Origin of the sequence: Pseudomonas sp. C6002, from assembly GCF_013385805.1 — a bacterium.
Classification (GTDB): Bacteria; Pseudomonadota; Gammaproteobacteria; order Pseudomonadales; family Pseudomonadaceae; genus Aquipseudomonas.
Genome location: NZ_JACAPH010000024.1, coordinates 111,480 through 126,638, shown reverse-complemented (window position 1 = coordinate 126,638; position 15,159 = coordinate 111,480). Strand labels below are relative to the sequence as shown.

The following is a 15,159-nucleotide window of genomic DNA, read 5'->3' as shown; positions in this document are numbered from 1 at the left end:
CAAACGGCGGCACTTAAGGATCGATATGAAGTTTCTCTGCGCCTCCAGCGAACTCGCACCCAACGCCAGCCTCGGTTTCGATATCGACGGCCGCAAGCTGTTTGCCGTGCGCCGCGAAGGCATTGCCTACTTCTATATCAACCGCTGCCCACATCGCGGGGTGCCGCTGGAATGGCAGCCGCACCAGTTTCTCGACCCCAGCGCCAGCCTGATCCAGTGCGCCACCCATGGCGCGCTGTTCCTGATCGAAAGCGGTGAGTGCGTCGCCGGCCCTTGCGCCGGCCAGAGCCTGACAGCCCTGCCCGGCCGCGAGGACGAACAAGGCCTGTGGGTACAACTCTAGTCGCCGAGCAATACTTCCAGCCGGCGATCGACGCAGATTTCCTCTGACGTCACTCGCACGCCATAGGCCAGCACCTCGACGCCCGCCGCCTTGGCCTCACGCAACGCTGCCGCATAACCGGCATCAATTTCTTCGGCAGGACGCACCGCATCGATCCCCGAGAGGTTGACGCAGTACAACTGCACTGCCCGTACACCTTCACGCGCCAGATGCGCCAGCTCACGCAGATGCTTGGCACCGCGCTGGGTCACGGCATCGGGAAACGCCGCCGTCGAGGTCCCGTCAAACCCGAGGGTGACGCTTTTGACTTCGACATACGCCGCGCCCGCCAGGTAGTCCAGGCGGAAATCGATCCGGCTGTTTTCCTGGCCGTAGGCGACTTCGCGTTTCAAGGCAGTAAAGCCATTGAGCTCGGTGATAACCCCCGCGCGCAGCGCTTCTTCAACCAACTGATTGGCCCGCGCCGTGTTCACACACGCCAGGCGCCCTTGTGGGGTTTCGCTGATTTCCCAGGTGCCTGGCAGCTTGCGCTTGGGGTCATTGGAGCGGCTGAACCAGACCTGGCCACCTTCCACCATGCAGTTGAACATCGAGCCGGTGTTCGGGCAGTGAATGGTCAACAACTCGCCGGTAACGGTTTCGATATCGGCGAGAAAACGCTTGTAGCGGCGGATCAGCCGGCCTTCTTCAAGGGGAGGATTAAAGCGCATCAGCCTTGCCAACTCCGCAGTCCGCGGGCAATCCGTTCAACGGCTTGCTGTAGGCGATCAAGGTTTTGCGTGTAGGCAAAACGCACATGGTGACCGGCTTGATAACGGCCGAAATCCAGGCCCGGCGTGAACGCAACGTGCTCGGTTTCGAGGAAGTGCCGGCAGAACGCGAAGGCATCGCCGCCGAATGCGCTGATATCGGCATACAGGTAGAACGCGCCTTCCGGCTCCACGGCAATACCGAAACCCAACTCGCGCAATGCTGGCAGCAGGAAGTCGCGACGCCGGCCAAACTCGGCCCGGCGATCTTCAAGAATGTTCAATGTTTGCGGGGTGAAGCAGGCCAGGGCCGCATGCTGGGCCATGCTCGGCGCGCTGATGTAGAGATTCTGCGCCAGTTTCTCCAGCTCACCCACCGCAGCAGGCGGCGCCACCAGCCAGCCCAGGCGCCAGCCGGTCATTCCGAAATACTTCGAAAAACTATTTAGAACGAAGGCTTCATCGTCAACTTCCAGCACGCTGGCGGCATCGGTGCCGTAGGTCAGGCCGTGGTAGATCTCATCCACCACCAAATGCCCATTGCGCGCCTTGATGGCGCTCGACAACCCCGCCAACTCGTCCCGCGTCAGGATGGTGCCGGTAGGGTTGGCAGGCGACGCGACCAACGCGCCCACGCTGTCCTGATCCCAATGGCGCGCCACCAGGTCGGCGGTCAGTTGATAACGCACCTCGGGGCCGACCGGGACCAGTTGGGCCGCGCCCTCCACCAGCCGCAGGAAGTGGCGGTTGCAGGGGTAGCCTGGGTCTGCCAGCAGCCAGTGCTTGCCAGGATCCACCAGCAGGCTGCTCGCCAGCAACAAGGCTCCCGAGCCGCCGGGAGTAATCAGAATTCGCTCGGGATCGATGCTCAACCCGTAGCGCTGCTGGTAGAAACCGCTGATGGCTTGCCGCAACTCCGGCAGCCCGCGGGCCGCGGTATAGCGGGTCTTGCCATTGGCCAGCGCCGCCTGCCCGGCCTTGATGATGGGCTCGGCGGTGGTGAAGTCCGGCTCGCCGATTTCCAGGTGAATCACGTCGTGACCGGCGGCCTGCAATTCATTGGCCCGCGCCAGCAACGCCATGACATGGAAAGGTTCGATAGCGCGGCTGCGCGCACTGTAGGGCTGAGCCATTAGCCTTCCTTAACTCTGAGGACAAACCCCGATTCTACCCAACCCGCCGCGCAAAACCTGCTCTATTGCCCCAAGACATGTAGCAAGCACGGCAAGCAACTACCTGCAAAACAGCTAAAATCAACATTCGAGACCGTACAAGCCCGCCCTGCTGGGGCCTGCGGCGGTTTGCAAGCCTCAGGAGACGGTGCCTCGACAACCGGGAGTGGCGCACCCCGAATCTATCTGGTAAGTTCGCCCGCTTGCAGCCGCAGGGCCGGCAGGTGTCGGTGATGTTGCAATCCTGCGCAATGGATTAGAAGAGTGAGAGGCGGTCCATTCATGCCCACCCAAGCAAAGCAACAGAGCATCAGCGGCTTCCAACCCTACGTCGAGGCGAAGGGTGAGGAATACATGGGCAAGCCCATGCGCGAACACTTCTCCAAGATCCTGAAGCAGTGGAAACAGGACTTGATGCAAGAGGTTGACCGTACCGTTGACCATATGAAGGACGAAGCGGCCAACTTCCCGGACCCGGCAGACCGTGCCAGCCAGGAAGAAGAGTTCGCCCTTGAACTGCGCGCCCGTGATCGCGAGCGCAAGCTGATCAAGAAGATCGACAAGACCCTGCAACTCATCGAAGACGAAGAGTACGGCTGGTGCGAGTCCTGCGGCGTCGAGATCGGTATTCGCCGCCTGGAAGCGCGTCCTACCGCCGACCTGTGCGTGGACTGCAAGACCTTGGCTGAAATCAAGGAAAAACAGGTCGGCAAGTAATCATTGCCGGGCTGAACAAATGGGGCGTGCGAACGCCCCATTTTTGTTTCTGGCGTTTGCTGGTTTTCCAGTAATATCCGGCCCATGACAGCCTCCTCCTATATCGGGCGTTTCGCCCCCACGCCCAGCGGACACCTGCACTTCGGTTCCCTGGTCGCCGCCCTCGCCTCCTACCTCGACGCCCGTGCCAACCAAGGCCGCTGGCTGATGCGCATGGAAGACCTCGATCCGCCACGGGAAGAGCCCGGCGCCCAGGCCGCCATCCTGAATGCCCTGGAACGCTATGGTTTTGAATGGGACGGGGAGTTGGTCCGACAAAGCGAGCGGCACGATGCCTACGCTGACGTGCTCAACCGCCTGTTCAATCACGGCCTGGCCTACGCCTGCACCTGTTCGCGCAAACAACTGGAACCCTACAACGGGATTTATCCCGGCCTGTGCCGCAATGCCGGGCATGACCAGCAAGATGCTGCCATTCGTCTGCGGGTGCCGGAGTTGGAGTACCACTTTACCGACCGTGTACAAGGCGAATTCCGACAGCATCTGGGTCGCGACGTAGGCGACTTCATCATCCGCCGTCGCGACGGCCTGTATGCCTACCAACTGGCGGTAGTCCTCGATGATGCCTGGCAAGGTGTGACCGACATCGTGCGTGGCGCCGACCTGCTCGACTCCACGCCACGCCAACTGTATCTGCAAGAATTGCTGGGCCTGCGCCAACCGCGTTACCTGCATGTGCCGTTGATCATCCAGCCGGACGGTAACAAGCTGGGCAAATCCTACCGCTCACCGCCCTTGACCACTGACCAGGCCACGCCTTTGCTGTTAAGAGCACTGCGCGCCCTGGGCCAGCCGGCGGGCGACGAACTGCACCACGCCAGCCCACGGGAACTGCTGGATTGGGGCATTCAACACTGGGATGCCACACAGATCCCGCGCACACTCACGCTGGCCGAAGCGCAATTGCGCTGAAGGCGCTTGCAGCTTGCGAGCCATCCGTTACCATCGCCGCAGTTTTTCAATCAGAGGCCAACATGTACATCTATCGATTGGTCCTGCTGCTGGTCGTCGGGATCTACCTGTTTTCTCCCGCCATCATGGATTGGTGGATCGACGCCACAGGCGCCTGGTACCGGCCCTATCTGCTTTGGCTGATTCTGATCGTCGTGACTTTCATCCTGCAGAGCCAAAAAGATGCCGATGAGCTTTAGCCTGACCGAGATGCTGCTGATCAGCGCCGCCTACCTGGCCGCGTTGTTCGGGGTAGCCTGGATCAGTGAACGTGGGATGATTCCGCGGGCGATCATTCGCCATCCGTTGACCTACACCTTGTCGTTGGGCGTGTACGCGAGTGCCTGGGCGTTTTATGGCACCGTGGGCCTGGCCTATCAGTATGGATACGGCTTTCTTTCGAGTTATCTCGGGGTGTCCGGCGCGTTCTTGCTGGCGCCGGTGCTGTTGTATCCGATCCTGAAAATCACCCGCACCTATCAGTTGTCGTCCCTGGCCGACCTGTTTGCGTTCCGTTTTCGCAGTACCTGGGCCGGTGCGCTGACCACGATTTTCATGCTGATCGGCGTGCTGCCGTTGCTGGCATTGCAGATCCAGGCCGTGGCCGACTCCATCAGCATCCTCACCCGCGAGCCGGTGCAACACCGCGTGGCATTGAGCTTCTGCGCGCTGATCACTCTGTTCACGATTTTCTTCGGCTCACGGCATATCGCCACCCGTGAGAAACATGAAGGACTGGTGTTTGCGATCGCGTTTGAATCGGTGATCAAGCTGATCGCCATCGGCGGTGTCGGTCTGTATGCGTTGTATGGCGTATTCGACGGCCCGCAACAGCTGGAACTGTGGCTGCTGCAAAACCAGACCGCCCTGGCCGCACTGCACACGCCGTTGCAGGAAGGCCCATGGCGCACGCTGCTTTTGGTGTTCTTCGCCTCGGCGATTGTGATGCCGCACATGTACCACATGACCTTCACCGAAAACCTCAACCCGCGCTCGCTGGTCAGCGCCAGCTGGGGCTTGCCGCTGTTCCTGCTGTTGATGAGCCTGGCGGTGCCGCTGATCCTGTGGGCCGGCCTGAAACTTGGCGCCACCACCAATCCCGAATACTTCACGCTGGGCGTGGGTATTGCCGCCAACAGCAAATCCCTCGCATTGCTGGCCTATGTCGGCGGATTATCGGCCTCCAGCGGGCTGATCATCGTCAGTACCCTGGCGCTGTCGGGGATGGCGCTGAATCACCTGGTGCTGCCGCTCTACCAGCCGCCGGCCGAAGGCAATATCTACCGCTGGCTGAAATGGACCCGCCGGGCCCTGATCGTCGCGATCATCATGGCCGGCTATGGCTTCTACCTGTTGCTGGGTGCAGAACAGGACCTGGCCAACCTGGGCATCGTTGCCTTCGTTGCCACCTTGCAGTTCCTGCCGGGCGTGCTGTCGGTGCTGTACTGGCCGACCGCCAACCGCCGAGGCTTTATCGCCGGTTTGCTCGCCGGGATCCTGGTATGGACCGTGACCATGCTGCTGCCGCTGGTGGGCAACCTGCAGGGCTTCTACATCCCGCTGCTGAACATGATCTACGTGCTGGATGACACCAGTTGGCACATGGCGGCAATTGCCTCGCTGGCGGCCAACGTGCTGATGTTCACCCTGATCTCGCTGTTCACCAACGCCAGCCCCGAAGAAACCAGCGCTGCCGAAGCCTGCGCAGTGGACAACGTCCGTCGCCCGCAACGCCGCGAACTGCACGCGGCCTCACCCCAGGAATTCGCCACGCAACTGGCCAAGCCGCTGGGCGCCAAGGCCGCACAAAAGGAAGTCGAGCAGGCCCTGCGCGATCTCTACCTGCCGTTCGACGAGCGCCGGCCTTACGCCCTGCGCCGCCTGCGGGACCGTATCGAAGCCAACCTTTCCGGCCTGATGGGCCCGAGCGTGTCCCAGGACATGGTCGAGACCTTCCTGCCCTACAAGGCCGGCGGCGAAAACTACGTGACCGAAGACATCCACTTCATCGAGAGCCGGCTGGAGGATTACCACTCCCGCCTCACCGGCCTTGCCGCCGAACTCGATGCCCTGCGCCGCTATCACCGCCAGACGTTGCAGGAACTGCCGATGGGCGTCTGCTCCCTGGCCAAGGATCAAGAGATCCTGATGTGGAACAAGGCCATGGAAGAGCTCACCGGCATCGCCGCCCAACGTGTGGTGGGCTCGCGCCTGAACACCATTGGCGACCCGTGGAAAGAATTGCTCCAGGGCTTCATCAACCTGCCCGACGAACACTTGCACAAACAGCACCTGGCGCTGGATGGCCAGACCCGCTGGCTCAACCTGCACAAGGCCGCCATCGACGAGCCACTGGCGCCCGGCAACAGCGGCCTGGTGCTGCTGGTGGAAGACCTGACCGAAACCCAGATGCTCGAAGACAAGCTGGTGCACTCCGAGCGCCTGGCCAGCATCGGGCGCCTGGCCGCGGGTGTGGCCCATGAAATCGGCAATCCGATCACCGGTATCGCCTGCCTCGCGCAAAACCTGCGGGAAGAGCGCGAAGAAGACGGCGAAATCATCGAAATCAGCGGGCAGATTCTCGAGCAGACCAAGCGTGTTTCGCGCATCGTGCAGTCGCTGATGAGCTTTGCCCACGCGGGCGCCCATCAGAATCACGACGAAGCGGTGTGCCTGGCCGAAGTGGCCCAGGATGCCATTGGGCTGCTGGCCTTGAACCGGCGCAATTTCGAAGTACAGTTCTTCAACCTGTGCGACCCGGAACACTGGGTCGACGGTGATTCACAACGCCTGGCCCAAGTGCTGATCAACCTGCTGTCCAACGCCCGCGACGCATCGCCGGCCGGCAGCGCAGTACGGGTCAAGAGCGAGGCTTTCGAGCACACGGTCGATCTGATCGTCGAGGACGAAGGCAGCGGCATTCCACAGAACATCATGGATCGATTGTTCGAACCCTTCTTCACCACCAAGGATCCGGGTGAAGGTACCGGTCTGGGCCTTGCACTGGTCTATTCCATCGTTGAAGAGCATTATGGACAAATCACCATCGACAGCCCGGCTGACACCGAAAGCCAACGCGGCACCCGTATTCGGGTGACCTTGCCGCGTCATGTCGAAGCGACGTCCGCTGTGAACTGAGACCGTCGAGAGAGTTGAATCAATGCCGCACATTTTGATCGTCGAAGACGAAACCATTATCCGCTCTGCCTTGCGTCGCCTGCTTGAACGTAATCAGTACCAGGTCAGCGAAGCCGGCTCGGTGCAGGAAGCCCAAGAGCGTTTCAGCATTCCCACGTTCGACCTGATCGTCAGTGACCTGCGTTTGCCAGGCGCCCCCGGCACCGAGCTGATCAAGCTCGGCCAAGGCACTCCGGTGCTGATCATGACCAGCTACGCCAGCCTGCGCTCGGCCGTGGACTCCATGAAGATGGGCGCGGTGGACTACATCGCCAAGCCCTTCGACCACGACGAAATGCTCCAGGCCGTAGCGCGCATCCTGCGTGACCGTCAATCGGCCAGCAGCGCACCGGCTGAACGCCCGGCAGCGGGCAAGGCCGCCAATGGTTCTGAAAAACCCGGTATTGACAACAGTAACGGCGAAATCGGCATCATCGGCTCCTGCCCACCCATGCAGGACCTGTACAGCAAGATCCGCAAAGTGGCGCCAACCGACTCCAATGTACTGATCCAGGGCGAGTCCGGTACCGGTAAAGAACTGGTGGCCCGTGCCCTGCACAACCTGTCCAAGCGCGCCAAGGCACCGATGATCTCGGTAAACTGCGCCGCGATCCCCGAATCCCTGATCGAATCCGAATTGTTCGGCCATGAAAAAGGCGCCTTTACCGGCGCCAGCGCTGGCCGTGCGGGTTTGGTTGAGGCCGCCGACGGCGGCACGCTGTTCCTCGACGAGATTGGCGAACTGCCGCTGGAAGCCCAGGCACGCTTGCTGCGGGTACTCCAGGAAGGCGAAATACGCCGCGTCGGTTCGGTACAGTCGCAGAAGGTCGACGTACGACTGATTGCGGCCACTCACCGTGACCTGAAGAGCCTGGCCAAGATTGGCCAGTTCCGTGAAGACCTTTATTACCGCCTGCACGTGATAGCTCTCAAACTGCCGGCCCTGCGTGAGCGCGGCGCCGACGTCAACGAAATCGCCACGGCCTTCCTGGCGCGCCAGAGTGCGCGCATCAACCGTACCGACCTGAAGTTTGCTGCCGATGCCGAGCAGGCGATTCGTCACTACTCCTGGCCGGGTAACGTGCGGGAGCTGGAAAACGCGGTAGAGCGTGCGGTGATTCTGTCGGAGAGCCCGGAAATTTCCGCCGAGCTGCTGGGGATCGATATCGAGCTCAGCGACCTGGATGATGATGACTTCATCGGTTTGCCACCGCAGCAAGGTGGCGGCAGTAACAACAGCCACGAGCCGACGGAAGATTTGTCACTGGAAGATTACTTCCAGCATTTCGTGCTGGAGCACCAGGACCATATGACCGAGACCGAACTGGCGCGCAAACTGGGCGTCAGCCGTAAATGCCTGTGGGAACGGCGCCAGCGCCTGGGTATCCCGCGGCGCAAGACCGGGGTTGCCAGCGAAAGCTGAGTGGGCTGCCCCCACAGGTAACACCCTCAGATGTGAAAAAACTGTTACCGCTGATTTTTCACGTAACAAAAGCCGGGGCTTACGGTAACGAAGCCCCGGCTTTTTTTCGCCTTCAACAAACCCGAAAACGCCCCGAACCCCTTATTTTGCTGGGCCTCGCAAAAGTTGGCACGCACCCTGCTATATGCTTAGTACAAAAACAATAACAAGCAAATGTACAAGACAATAAAAATAAGACGAATCGACTCACGCATAACAAAAACAACACGGCGGAGGCGCAGCTAACTGATTCTTTTGGAGAGGCGTTGCATTTGGGGCTTGCCCCGCAACCAGGCCGAGAACAACAAAAACTGCCCTAAGGCAGAGCCTGAACTGGTTGGATCGTAGATCAGCAACACAGCGACCAAAGCAATCCGTTTGCTCTTGGCTCCCGATTGGGAGTGTCATGAAGGTGAAGCTTCATGGCGAGGGCGATCAACAAAAACAAGAAGCCCGAAACCAATAATAAAAATAGAGCACGCAACTACTTCTGGGGGAGCTTCGGCTCCCCTTGTAGTTTCCGCGATTTGGCACCTGCCACCCTTCTTTTAAGCTTCTGGCTCAAGCCTTGCAGCTAGTTCCTACACCATCCCCTGACTAAATGCTAGAATCCCGGCCCATCATGCGGTCATTCTTCGTTATGGCCGAACATTCCTTCAAACAGTGCATCCCATGCTGAAGAAGTTGTTCCAGTCATTCCGTTCTCCCTTGCGTCGTACGCAACACAAACGCAGCACGCCTGAAGTGCTTAATAGCAGCCAGCATTCGCTGCAACGCGCCCAGTTCAGCCGTTATGCGGTGAACATCGTCGAACGTTTGCAGAACGCCGGCTACCAGGCCTACCTGGTTGGCGGTTGCGTGCGCGACATGTTGCTCAATATCACTCCCAAGGATTTCGACGTCGCCACCAGCGCCACGCCGGAACAAGTGCGTGCCGAATTCCGCAATGCGCGGATCATCGGCCGGCGCTTCAAGTTGGTGCACATCCACTTTGGTCGCGAGATCATCGAGGTCGCGACCTTCCGCGCCAACCATCCGCAAAACGATGAAGAAGAAGACACTAACCAGTCTTCCCGCAATGAAAGCGGGCGCATCCTGCGGGACAACGTCTATGGCACCCTGGAAGAAGACGCGCAACGCCGCGACTTCACCATCAACGCCTTGTATTACGACCCGGTCAGCGAGCGCATCCTCGATTACGCCAATGGCGTACACGACATCCGCAACAACTTGCTGCGCCTGATCGGCGACCCGACGCAACGCTATCAGGAAGACCCGGTGCGCATGCTGCGGGCCGTGCGTTTCGCCGCCAAGCTGAACTTCGGCATCGAGAAGCACACGGCCGCGCCGATTCGCGACCTGGCGCCGATGCTGCGGGAAATTCCCTCGGCCCGGTTGTTCGAAGAGGTGCTCAAGCTGTTCCTCTCCGGCTATGCTGCCGACACCTTCGAAATGCTGGTAGACCTGCAGTTGTTCGACCCACTGTTCCCGGCCAGCGCCGAAGCACTGGAGTACAACCCGACCTACACCCACACGCTGATCAGCGAAGCCTTGATCAACACCGACCTGCGCATCAAGCAGAACAAACCGGTAACCCCGGCGTTCCTGTTTGCCGCCCTGTTGTGGCCAGCGCTTCCAAAACGCGTCATGCGCTTGCAAGACCGTGGCATGCCGGCAATTCCGGCCATGCAGGAAGCCGCTCACGAGCTGATCGCCGAGCAATGCCAGCGCATCGCCATCCCGAAACGCTTCACCATGCCGATCCGCGAGATCTGGGACATGCAGGAGCGCCTGCCACGCCGCAGCGGCAAACGCGCCGACCTGCTGCTGGACAACCCGCGCTTCCGTGCCGGCTATGACTTCCTGCTGCTGCGCGAAAGCGCCGGCGAGCAGACCGACGGCCTGGGCGAATGGTGGACCGACTACCAGGACGCCAACGACAGCCAGCGCCGCGAGATGATCAAAGAGCTCAGCAGCAAAGGCGAAGCCACCGGCGATGGCCCGAAAAAACGTCGCCGCAGCAGTGGCAGCAAGCGCAAACGCAGCGCTGGCGATTCATCGAGCGCGTCGGGCGAGTAAGCACGTGGAACGTATCTACGTCGGCATGGGCAGCAACCTGGCTGCCCCTGAGCAACAATTGCGAGACGCCATCGAGGCCCTCGCGCAATTGCCGGACACCACGCTGGCGGGCGTCTCCGCCTTCTATCAAAGTGATTCCCTGCTCCCGGGCCAGCCGCGCTATACCAATGCGGTCGCGGCCCTGGACAGCGCCCTGGCACCACTGGAACTGCTCGATGCGCTGCAAGCCATCGAGAATGACCAGGGCCGCGAGCGTCTTGAGCGTTGGGGCCCGCGCACCCTGGACCTGGATGTCCTGGTGTTTGGCGACCGACTGATCGATGAGCCGCGCTTGAAGGTGCCGCACTATCAAATGCACCTGCGGGCGTTCGTGCTTTACCCGCTGGCAGAACTGGCCCCGGCCAGCCTGCAACTGGCCGATGGCCGCCTGCTCGGCGACCTGCTGGATGCCTGCCCGTTTGTCGGCCTGGAACGCCTGCCTTCAAACCTGTAGGAGCGAGCTTGCTCGCGAAAAACCTGAGAACACCGCTGGGCGCCAGGCTTCCCGCGTCATCATTGACGACCTTCGCGAGCAAGTTCGCTCCTGCATTTACTGCGCATCATTTACTGCTGAATCGCATCAGTAACAGCGGTAACACCACCGCCGTAACAATGCGGTAACACATCCAATTGACTTCCAGAGTCCTCCTCACGACTATAGGCGTCCCGCTGCCGCCTACCCGGCGCTAAAGGGCGCAATCCAGGCCTTATAAGCACTGATCCTTAAGAAAGTGCGCCTGTATAAACGAAGACTCACGCGCGTTACTCGCTGTTTCCAAGCGCCTGAATGAGGACCCTTTTCATGCCAAACGTTACCCTGAGCACCTTGCAGAGCCTCAAGCTCAAAGGTGAAAAGATCACCATGCTGACCTGCTACGACGCCACTTTTGCCCAGGCCAGCAGCCAGGCAGGAGTTGAAGTGTTGCTGGTGGGGGACTCCCTGGGCATGGTTCTACAAGGGAATGACAGCACCCTGCCCGTCACCAATGATGAAATCGCTTACCACACGGCCTGCGTCAAGCGCGGCAACGAAGGCGCCTTCATCATTGCCGACCTGCCCTTCATGGCCGATGCCACCATCGAACAGACCCTGACCAACAGTGCTCAACTGATGCGTGCCGGTGCACACATGATCAAGGTTGAAGGTGCCGCCTGGCTCGCCGAGTCGATTCGTTTGCTGGCTGAACGCGGCGTGCCGGTTTGCGCGCACATGGGCCTGACGCCACAGTCAGTGAATATCCTCGGCGGCTACAAGGTACAAGGCCGCGGCGAAGCCCAGGCGCGCCAGATGCGGGCCGATGCCATCGCCCTTGAACAGGCCGGTGCGTGCATGATTCTGCTCGAATGCGTGCCAAGCGAGCTGGCAGCGGAAATCACCCAGGCCGTTAAAGTACCGGTGATCGGTATCGGCGCCGGTTCTGCCACAGACGGCCAGGTATTGGTACTGCATGACATGCTGGGCCTGTCCCTTACCGGCCGCGTACCCAAGTTCGTGAAGAACTTCATGGCGGGCCAGGACAGCATCCAATCAGCCCTCGCCGCCTATGTCAGCGAAGTCAAAGCCGTCACCTTCCCGGGCGCCGAACACGGATTCTCCGCATGAACACCGTCAAGACCGTGCGCGAACTGCGCGCCGCCGTCACCCATGCCCGCAGCGCGGGCAAACGCATCGGCTTCGTGCCCACCATGGGCAACCTGCACAGCGGCCATGCCACGCTGGTCACCAAGGCTGCGCAACAAGCGGACTTCGTGGTGGCGAGCATTTTCGTCAACCCGCTGCAATTTGGCGCCGGCGAGGACCTGGACAAATACCCGCGCACCCTGGCGGCCGACCAGGAGAAGCTGCTGCAAGCCGGTTGCAACCTGTTGTTCGCCCCGACCGTCGACGAAATGTACCCCGACGGCATGGCCGGCCAGACACGCGTCAGCGTGCCGCAACTGTCCGAAGGCCTGTGCGGCGCCAGCCGGCCCGGGCATTTTGAAGGCGTGGCCACGGTGGTCAGCAAGCTGTTCAACATGGTCCAGCCGGACCTGGCGATCTTTGGCCAGAAGGACTACCAGCAACTGGCGGTGATTCGCGCCATGGTCCATGACCTGAACATGCCGATCCAGATTATCGGCGAGCCGACCGTGCGCGCCGACGACGGCCTCGCGCTGTCGTCGCGCAATGGTTACCTCACCGACGAGCAGCGCGCGATCGCACCGGTGCTGTACCGCAGCCTCAGCCAGATCGCCGCCGCCATTGAAGCGGGCGACCGCGACTTCGCCAAACTGCGCGCCGCACAGGCCCAGCAGATCGAAGCGGCAGGTTTTCGCATGGACTACCTGGAGGTTCGCCAGGGCCTGCACCTGCGTCCGGCCACCGCCGAAGACAAGGACCTGGTGATCCTGGTCGCCGCCTACCTGGGCGCCACCCGGCTGATCGACAACCTGCATCTGCACCTGAACTGACCCCGCCGCACACCCCGCCTGTTGCACTGCCTGGTCGGCCGGTATAAAAAAGTACCGGCCACAGCGCAGACAAAGCCAAGACAGATCGACACGCTAGGTTTAATGTATTCGCCCTACGCTCTTCGTTGGCGTTGACCGGAGCCTGTCATCTTCACAAAGACAGGACATTCCCGGCTTTCAAGTGTCCTAAAAGCAGTCCCAGCAATAAAAAGGAAACCCGCAGCGATGGCGTACTACCGCACTCCTCATGACGTTACCGCTCTGCCCGCCTGGCAAGCGCTCAATCAACATCGCCAAGCCATGCAGGATTTCAGCATGCGCGAAGCCTTTAATGCCGATCCCCAGCGCTTTACCCAGTTCACCTTGAGCAGCTGCGGACTTTTCCTCGATTACTCGAAAAACCTGATCACCAGCGAAACCCGCGACCTGCTGGTAGGCCTGGCCAAGGAAGTCGACCTTCAGGGCGCGATCAAGTCGCTGTTCAACGGCGAGCCGGTCAACTCTTCCGAAGGTCGCCCGGCGCTGCACACCGCGCTGCGCCGCCCAGTGGGTGACAAACTGTCGGTCAACGGCGTGAACATCATGCCGGACGTGCACAAGGTGCTGAACCAGATCACTGACCTGGTCGGCCGCATCCACGACGGCCTGTGGCGTGGCTACACCGAGAAGCCGATCACCGACGTGGTGAACATCGGTATCGGTGGCTCGTTCCTCGGCCCGGAGCTGGTGTCTGAAGCGCTGTTGTCCTACGCCCACAAAGGCGTGCGCTGCCATTACCTGGCAAACATCGACGGCAGCGAGTTCCACGAGCTGACCATGAAGCTGCGCGCCGAGACCACGCTGTTCATCGTCTCGTCAAAATCCTTCAACACCCTCGAAACCCTGAAAAACGCCCAGGCCGCCCGCGCCTGGTACCTGGCTCAGGGTGGCTCGGAAGCCGAGCTGTATCGCCACTTCATCGCCGTATCGAGCAACAACGCGGCCGCCGTGGCGTTCGGTATCCGCGAAGAGAACATTTTCCCGATGTGGGACTGGGTGGGCGGTCGTTACTCGCTGTGGTCGGCCATCGGCCTGCCCATCGCGCTGGCCATCGGCATGTCCAACTTCAAGGAACTGCTGTCCGGCGCCTACACCATGGACCAGCATTTCCAGACCGCTCCATTCGAGGCGAACATGCCGGTGCTGCTCGGCCTGCTGGGCGTGTGGTACGGCAACTTCTGGGGCGCGCAGAGCCACGCAATCCTGCCGTACGATCACTACCTGCGTAACATCACCAAGCACCTGCAACAGCTGGACATGGAATCCAACGGCAAGAGCGTGCGCCAGGACGGTACGCCGGTTTCCACCGACACCGGCCCGGTTATCTGGGGCGGCGTAGGCTGCAACGGCCAGCATGCTTACCACCAGCTGCTGCACCAGGGCACCCAACTGATCCCGGCCGACTTCATCGTGCCGATCGTCAGCTTCAACCCGGTCTCCGACCACCATCAGTGGCTGTACGCCAACTGCCTGTCCCAGAGCCAGGCCCTGATGCTCGGCAAGACCCGCAGCGAAGCTGAAGCCGAGCTGCGCGACAAGGGCATGGACGAGGCCGAAGTGCAGAAGCTGGCACCGCACAAGGTGATCCCGGGCAACCGTCCGAGCAACACCATTGTGGTTGAACGCATCAGCCCTCGCCGTCTTGGCGCACTGGTGGCGATGTATGAACACAAAGTGTTCGTGCAAAGCGTCATCTGGGGCATCAACGCGTTCGACCAGTGGGGCGTGGAGTTGGGCAAGGAGCTGGGCAAAGGCGTCTACAACCGCCTGACCGGCACCGAAGAACAGCCTGCGGACGACGCGTCCACCCAAGGGTTGATCAACTACTTCCGCGGCCGTCACCGCGGTTGATGGTATCAGCACTACAATGAGGGTCTGAACCTGCGGGAGCGGACCCTTGTAGGAGCTGGCTTGCCAGCG

Annotated in this window: 13 protein-coding genes; 11 read left to right on the top strand and 2 right to left on the bottom strand. The window is 60.9% G+C overall.

The annotated features are described in order from the left end of the window. Positions 1-25: 25 nt before the first annotated feature. Positions 26-343, top strand: a complete 318-nt coding sequence (locus HX817_RS16915; protein ID WP_003212149.1) for a Rieske (2Fe-2S) protein — start codon at positions 26-28, stop codon at positions 341-343. On the opposite strand, the gene sfsA is transcribed toward HX817_RS16915, so the two are convergent. Continuing rightward, positions 340-1,053 carry a DNA/RNA nuclease SfsA gene (gene sfsA / locus HX817_RS16910; RefSeq protein WP_177040626.1) on the bottom strand — a complete coding sequence of 238 codons (714 nt, stop codon included), beginning with the start codon at positions 1,051-1,053 and terminating at the stop codon, positions 340-342. The two genes, HX817_RS16915 and sfsA, sit on opposite strands and share 4 nt — an antisense overlap. Continuing rightward, positions 1,053-2,225 carry a pyridoxal phosphate-dependent aminotransferase gene (locus HX817_RS16905; RefSeq protein ID WP_008436881.1) on the bottom strand — a complete coding sequence of 391 codons (1,173 nt, stop codon included), beginning with the start codon at positions 2,223-2,225 and terminating at the stop codon, positions 1,053-1,055. Before HX817_RS16905 ends, sfsA begins: the two co-directional genes overlap by 1 nt. A 321-nt stretch (positions 2,226-2,546) precedes the next feature. Here HX817_RS16905 and dksA point away from each other — a divergent pair, with 321 nt between their 5' ends. The 10 genes from dksA (at position 2,547) to pgi (ending at position 15,090) form a co-directional block, all read left to right on the top strand. Further along, positions 2,547-2,981, top strand: coding sequence for an RNA polymerase-binding protein DksA (gene dksA, locus HX817_RS16900; protein WP_003212154.1), 435 nt, complete (start codon positions 2,547-2,549; stop codon positions 2,979-2,981). Between the two features lie 84 nt (positions 2,982-3,065). Further along, positions 3,066-3,953: a tRNA glutamyl-Q(34) synthetase GluQRS gene (gluQRS, locus tag HX817_RS16895; protein WP_177037051.1), complete on the top strand. Its 888-nt coding sequence runs from the start codon at positions 3,066-3,068 to the stop codon at positions 3,951-3,953. Positions 3,954-4,015: 62 nt separating this feature from the next. Continuing rightward, positions 4,016-4,192, top strand: a complete 177-nt coding sequence (locus HX817_RS16890) for a hypothetical protein (RefSeq protein WP_003176118.1) — start codon at positions 4,016-4,018, stop codon at positions 4,190-4,192. Continuing rightward, positions 4,176-7,130, top strand: coding sequence for a sensor histidine kinase (locus tag HX817_RS16885; RefSeq protein WP_023659379.1), 2,955 nt, complete (start codon positions 4,176-4,178; stop codon positions 7,128-7,130). Before HX817_RS16890 ends, HX817_RS16885 begins: the two co-directional genes overlap by 17 nt. Before the next feature lie 22 nt (positions 7,131-7,152). Beyond that, complete coding sequence (locus HX817_RS16880) at positions 7,153-8,592, top strand: sigma-54 dependent transcriptional regulator (RefSeq protein WP_003212159.1); 1,440 nt, start codon at positions 7,153-7,155, stop codon at positions 8,590-8,592. A 711-nt stretch (positions 8,593-9,303) separates the two neighbouring features. Then, on the top strand, positions 9,304-10,710 hold the full coding sequence (locus tag HX817_RS16875; protein ID WP_003212161.1) for a polynucleotide adenylyltransferase PcnB: 1,407 nt from the start codon (positions 9,304-9,306) through the stop codon (positions 10,708-10,710). Between the two features lie 4 nt (positions 10,711-10,714). Beyond that, positions 10,715-11,203: a 2-amino-4-hydroxy-6-hydroxymethyldihydropteridine diphosphokinase gene (folK, locus tag HX817_RS16870; protein WP_087693395.1), complete on the top strand. Its 489-nt coding sequence runs from the start codon at positions 10,715-10,717 to the stop codon at positions 11,201-11,203. Positions 11,204-11,551: 348 nt separating this feature from the next. Continuing rightward, positions 11,552-12,352 (top strand): 3-methyl-2-oxobutanoate hydroxymethyltransferase, encoded by an 801-nt coding sequence (gene panB / locus HX817_RS16865; protein ID WP_008436874.1) that lies wholly within the window; start codon positions 11,552-11,554, stop codon positions 12,350-12,352. Then, entirely contained in the window at positions 12,349-13,200 is an 852-nt protein-coding gene (panC, locus tag HX817_RS16860; RefSeq protein ID WP_177040625.1) for a pantoate--beta-alanine ligase, read from the top strand. The genes panB and panC overlap by 4 nt, the downstream gene beginning before the upstream one ends. Positions 13,201-13,425: 225 nt before the next feature. Further along, positions 13,426-15,090, top strand: a complete 1,665-nt coding sequence (gene pgi, locus HX817_RS16855; RefSeq protein ID WP_076013744.1) for a glucose-6-phosphate isomerase — start codon at positions 13,426-13,428, stop codon at positions 15,088-15,090. Positions 15,091-15,159: the final 69 nt, after the last annotated feature.

Excerpts from the sequence above, each read along its gene's own strand:
- HX817_RS16915 (WP_003212149.1), top strand. The coding sequence starts at position 26 with ATGAAGTTTCTCTGCGCCTCCAGCGAACTCGCACCCAACGCCAGCCTC.
- sfsA (WP_177040626.1), bottom strand. The coding sequence starts at position 1,053 with ATGCGCTTTAATCCTCCCCTTGAAGAAGGCCGGCTGATCCGCCGCTAC.
- HX817_RS16905 (WP_008436881.1), bottom strand. The coding sequence starts at position 2,225 with ATGGCTCAGCCCTACAGTGCGCGCAGCCGCGCTATCGAACCTTTCCAT.
- dksA (WP_003212154.1), top strand. The coding sequence starts at position 2,547 with ATGCCCACCCAAGCAAAGCAACAGAGCATCAGCGGCTTCCAACCCTAC.
- gluQRS (WP_177037051.1), top strand. The coding sequence starts at position 3,066 with ATGACAGCCTCCTCCTATATCGGGCGTTTCGCCCCCACGCCCAGCGGA.
- HX817_RS16890 (WP_003176118.1), top strand. The coding sequence starts at position 4,016 with ATGTACATCTATCGATTGGTCCTGCTGCTGGTCGTCGGGATCTACCTG.
- HX817_RS16885 (WP_023659379.1), top strand. The coding sequence starts at position 4,176 with ATGCCGATGAGCTTTAGCCTGACCGAGATGCTGCTGATCAGCGCCGCC.
- HX817_RS16880 (WP_003212159.1), top strand. The coding sequence starts at position 7,153 with ATGCCGCACATTTTGATCGTCGAAGACGAAACCATTATCCGCTCTGCC.
- HX817_RS16875 (WP_003212161.1), top strand. The coding sequence starts at position 9,304 with ATGCTGAAGAAGTTGTTCCAGTCATTCCGTTCTCCCTTGCGTCGTACG.
- panB (WP_008436874.1), top strand. The coding sequence starts at position 11,552 with ATGCCAAACGTTACCCTGAGCACCTTGCAGAGCCTCAAGCTCAAAGGT.
- panC (WP_177040625.1), top strand. The coding sequence starts at position 12,349 with ATGAACACCGTCAAGACCGTGCGCGAACTGCGCGCCGCCGTCACCCAT.
- pgi (WP_076013744.1), top strand. The coding sequence starts at position 13,426 with ATGGCGTACTACCGCACTCCTCATGACGTTACCGCTCTGCCCGCCTGG.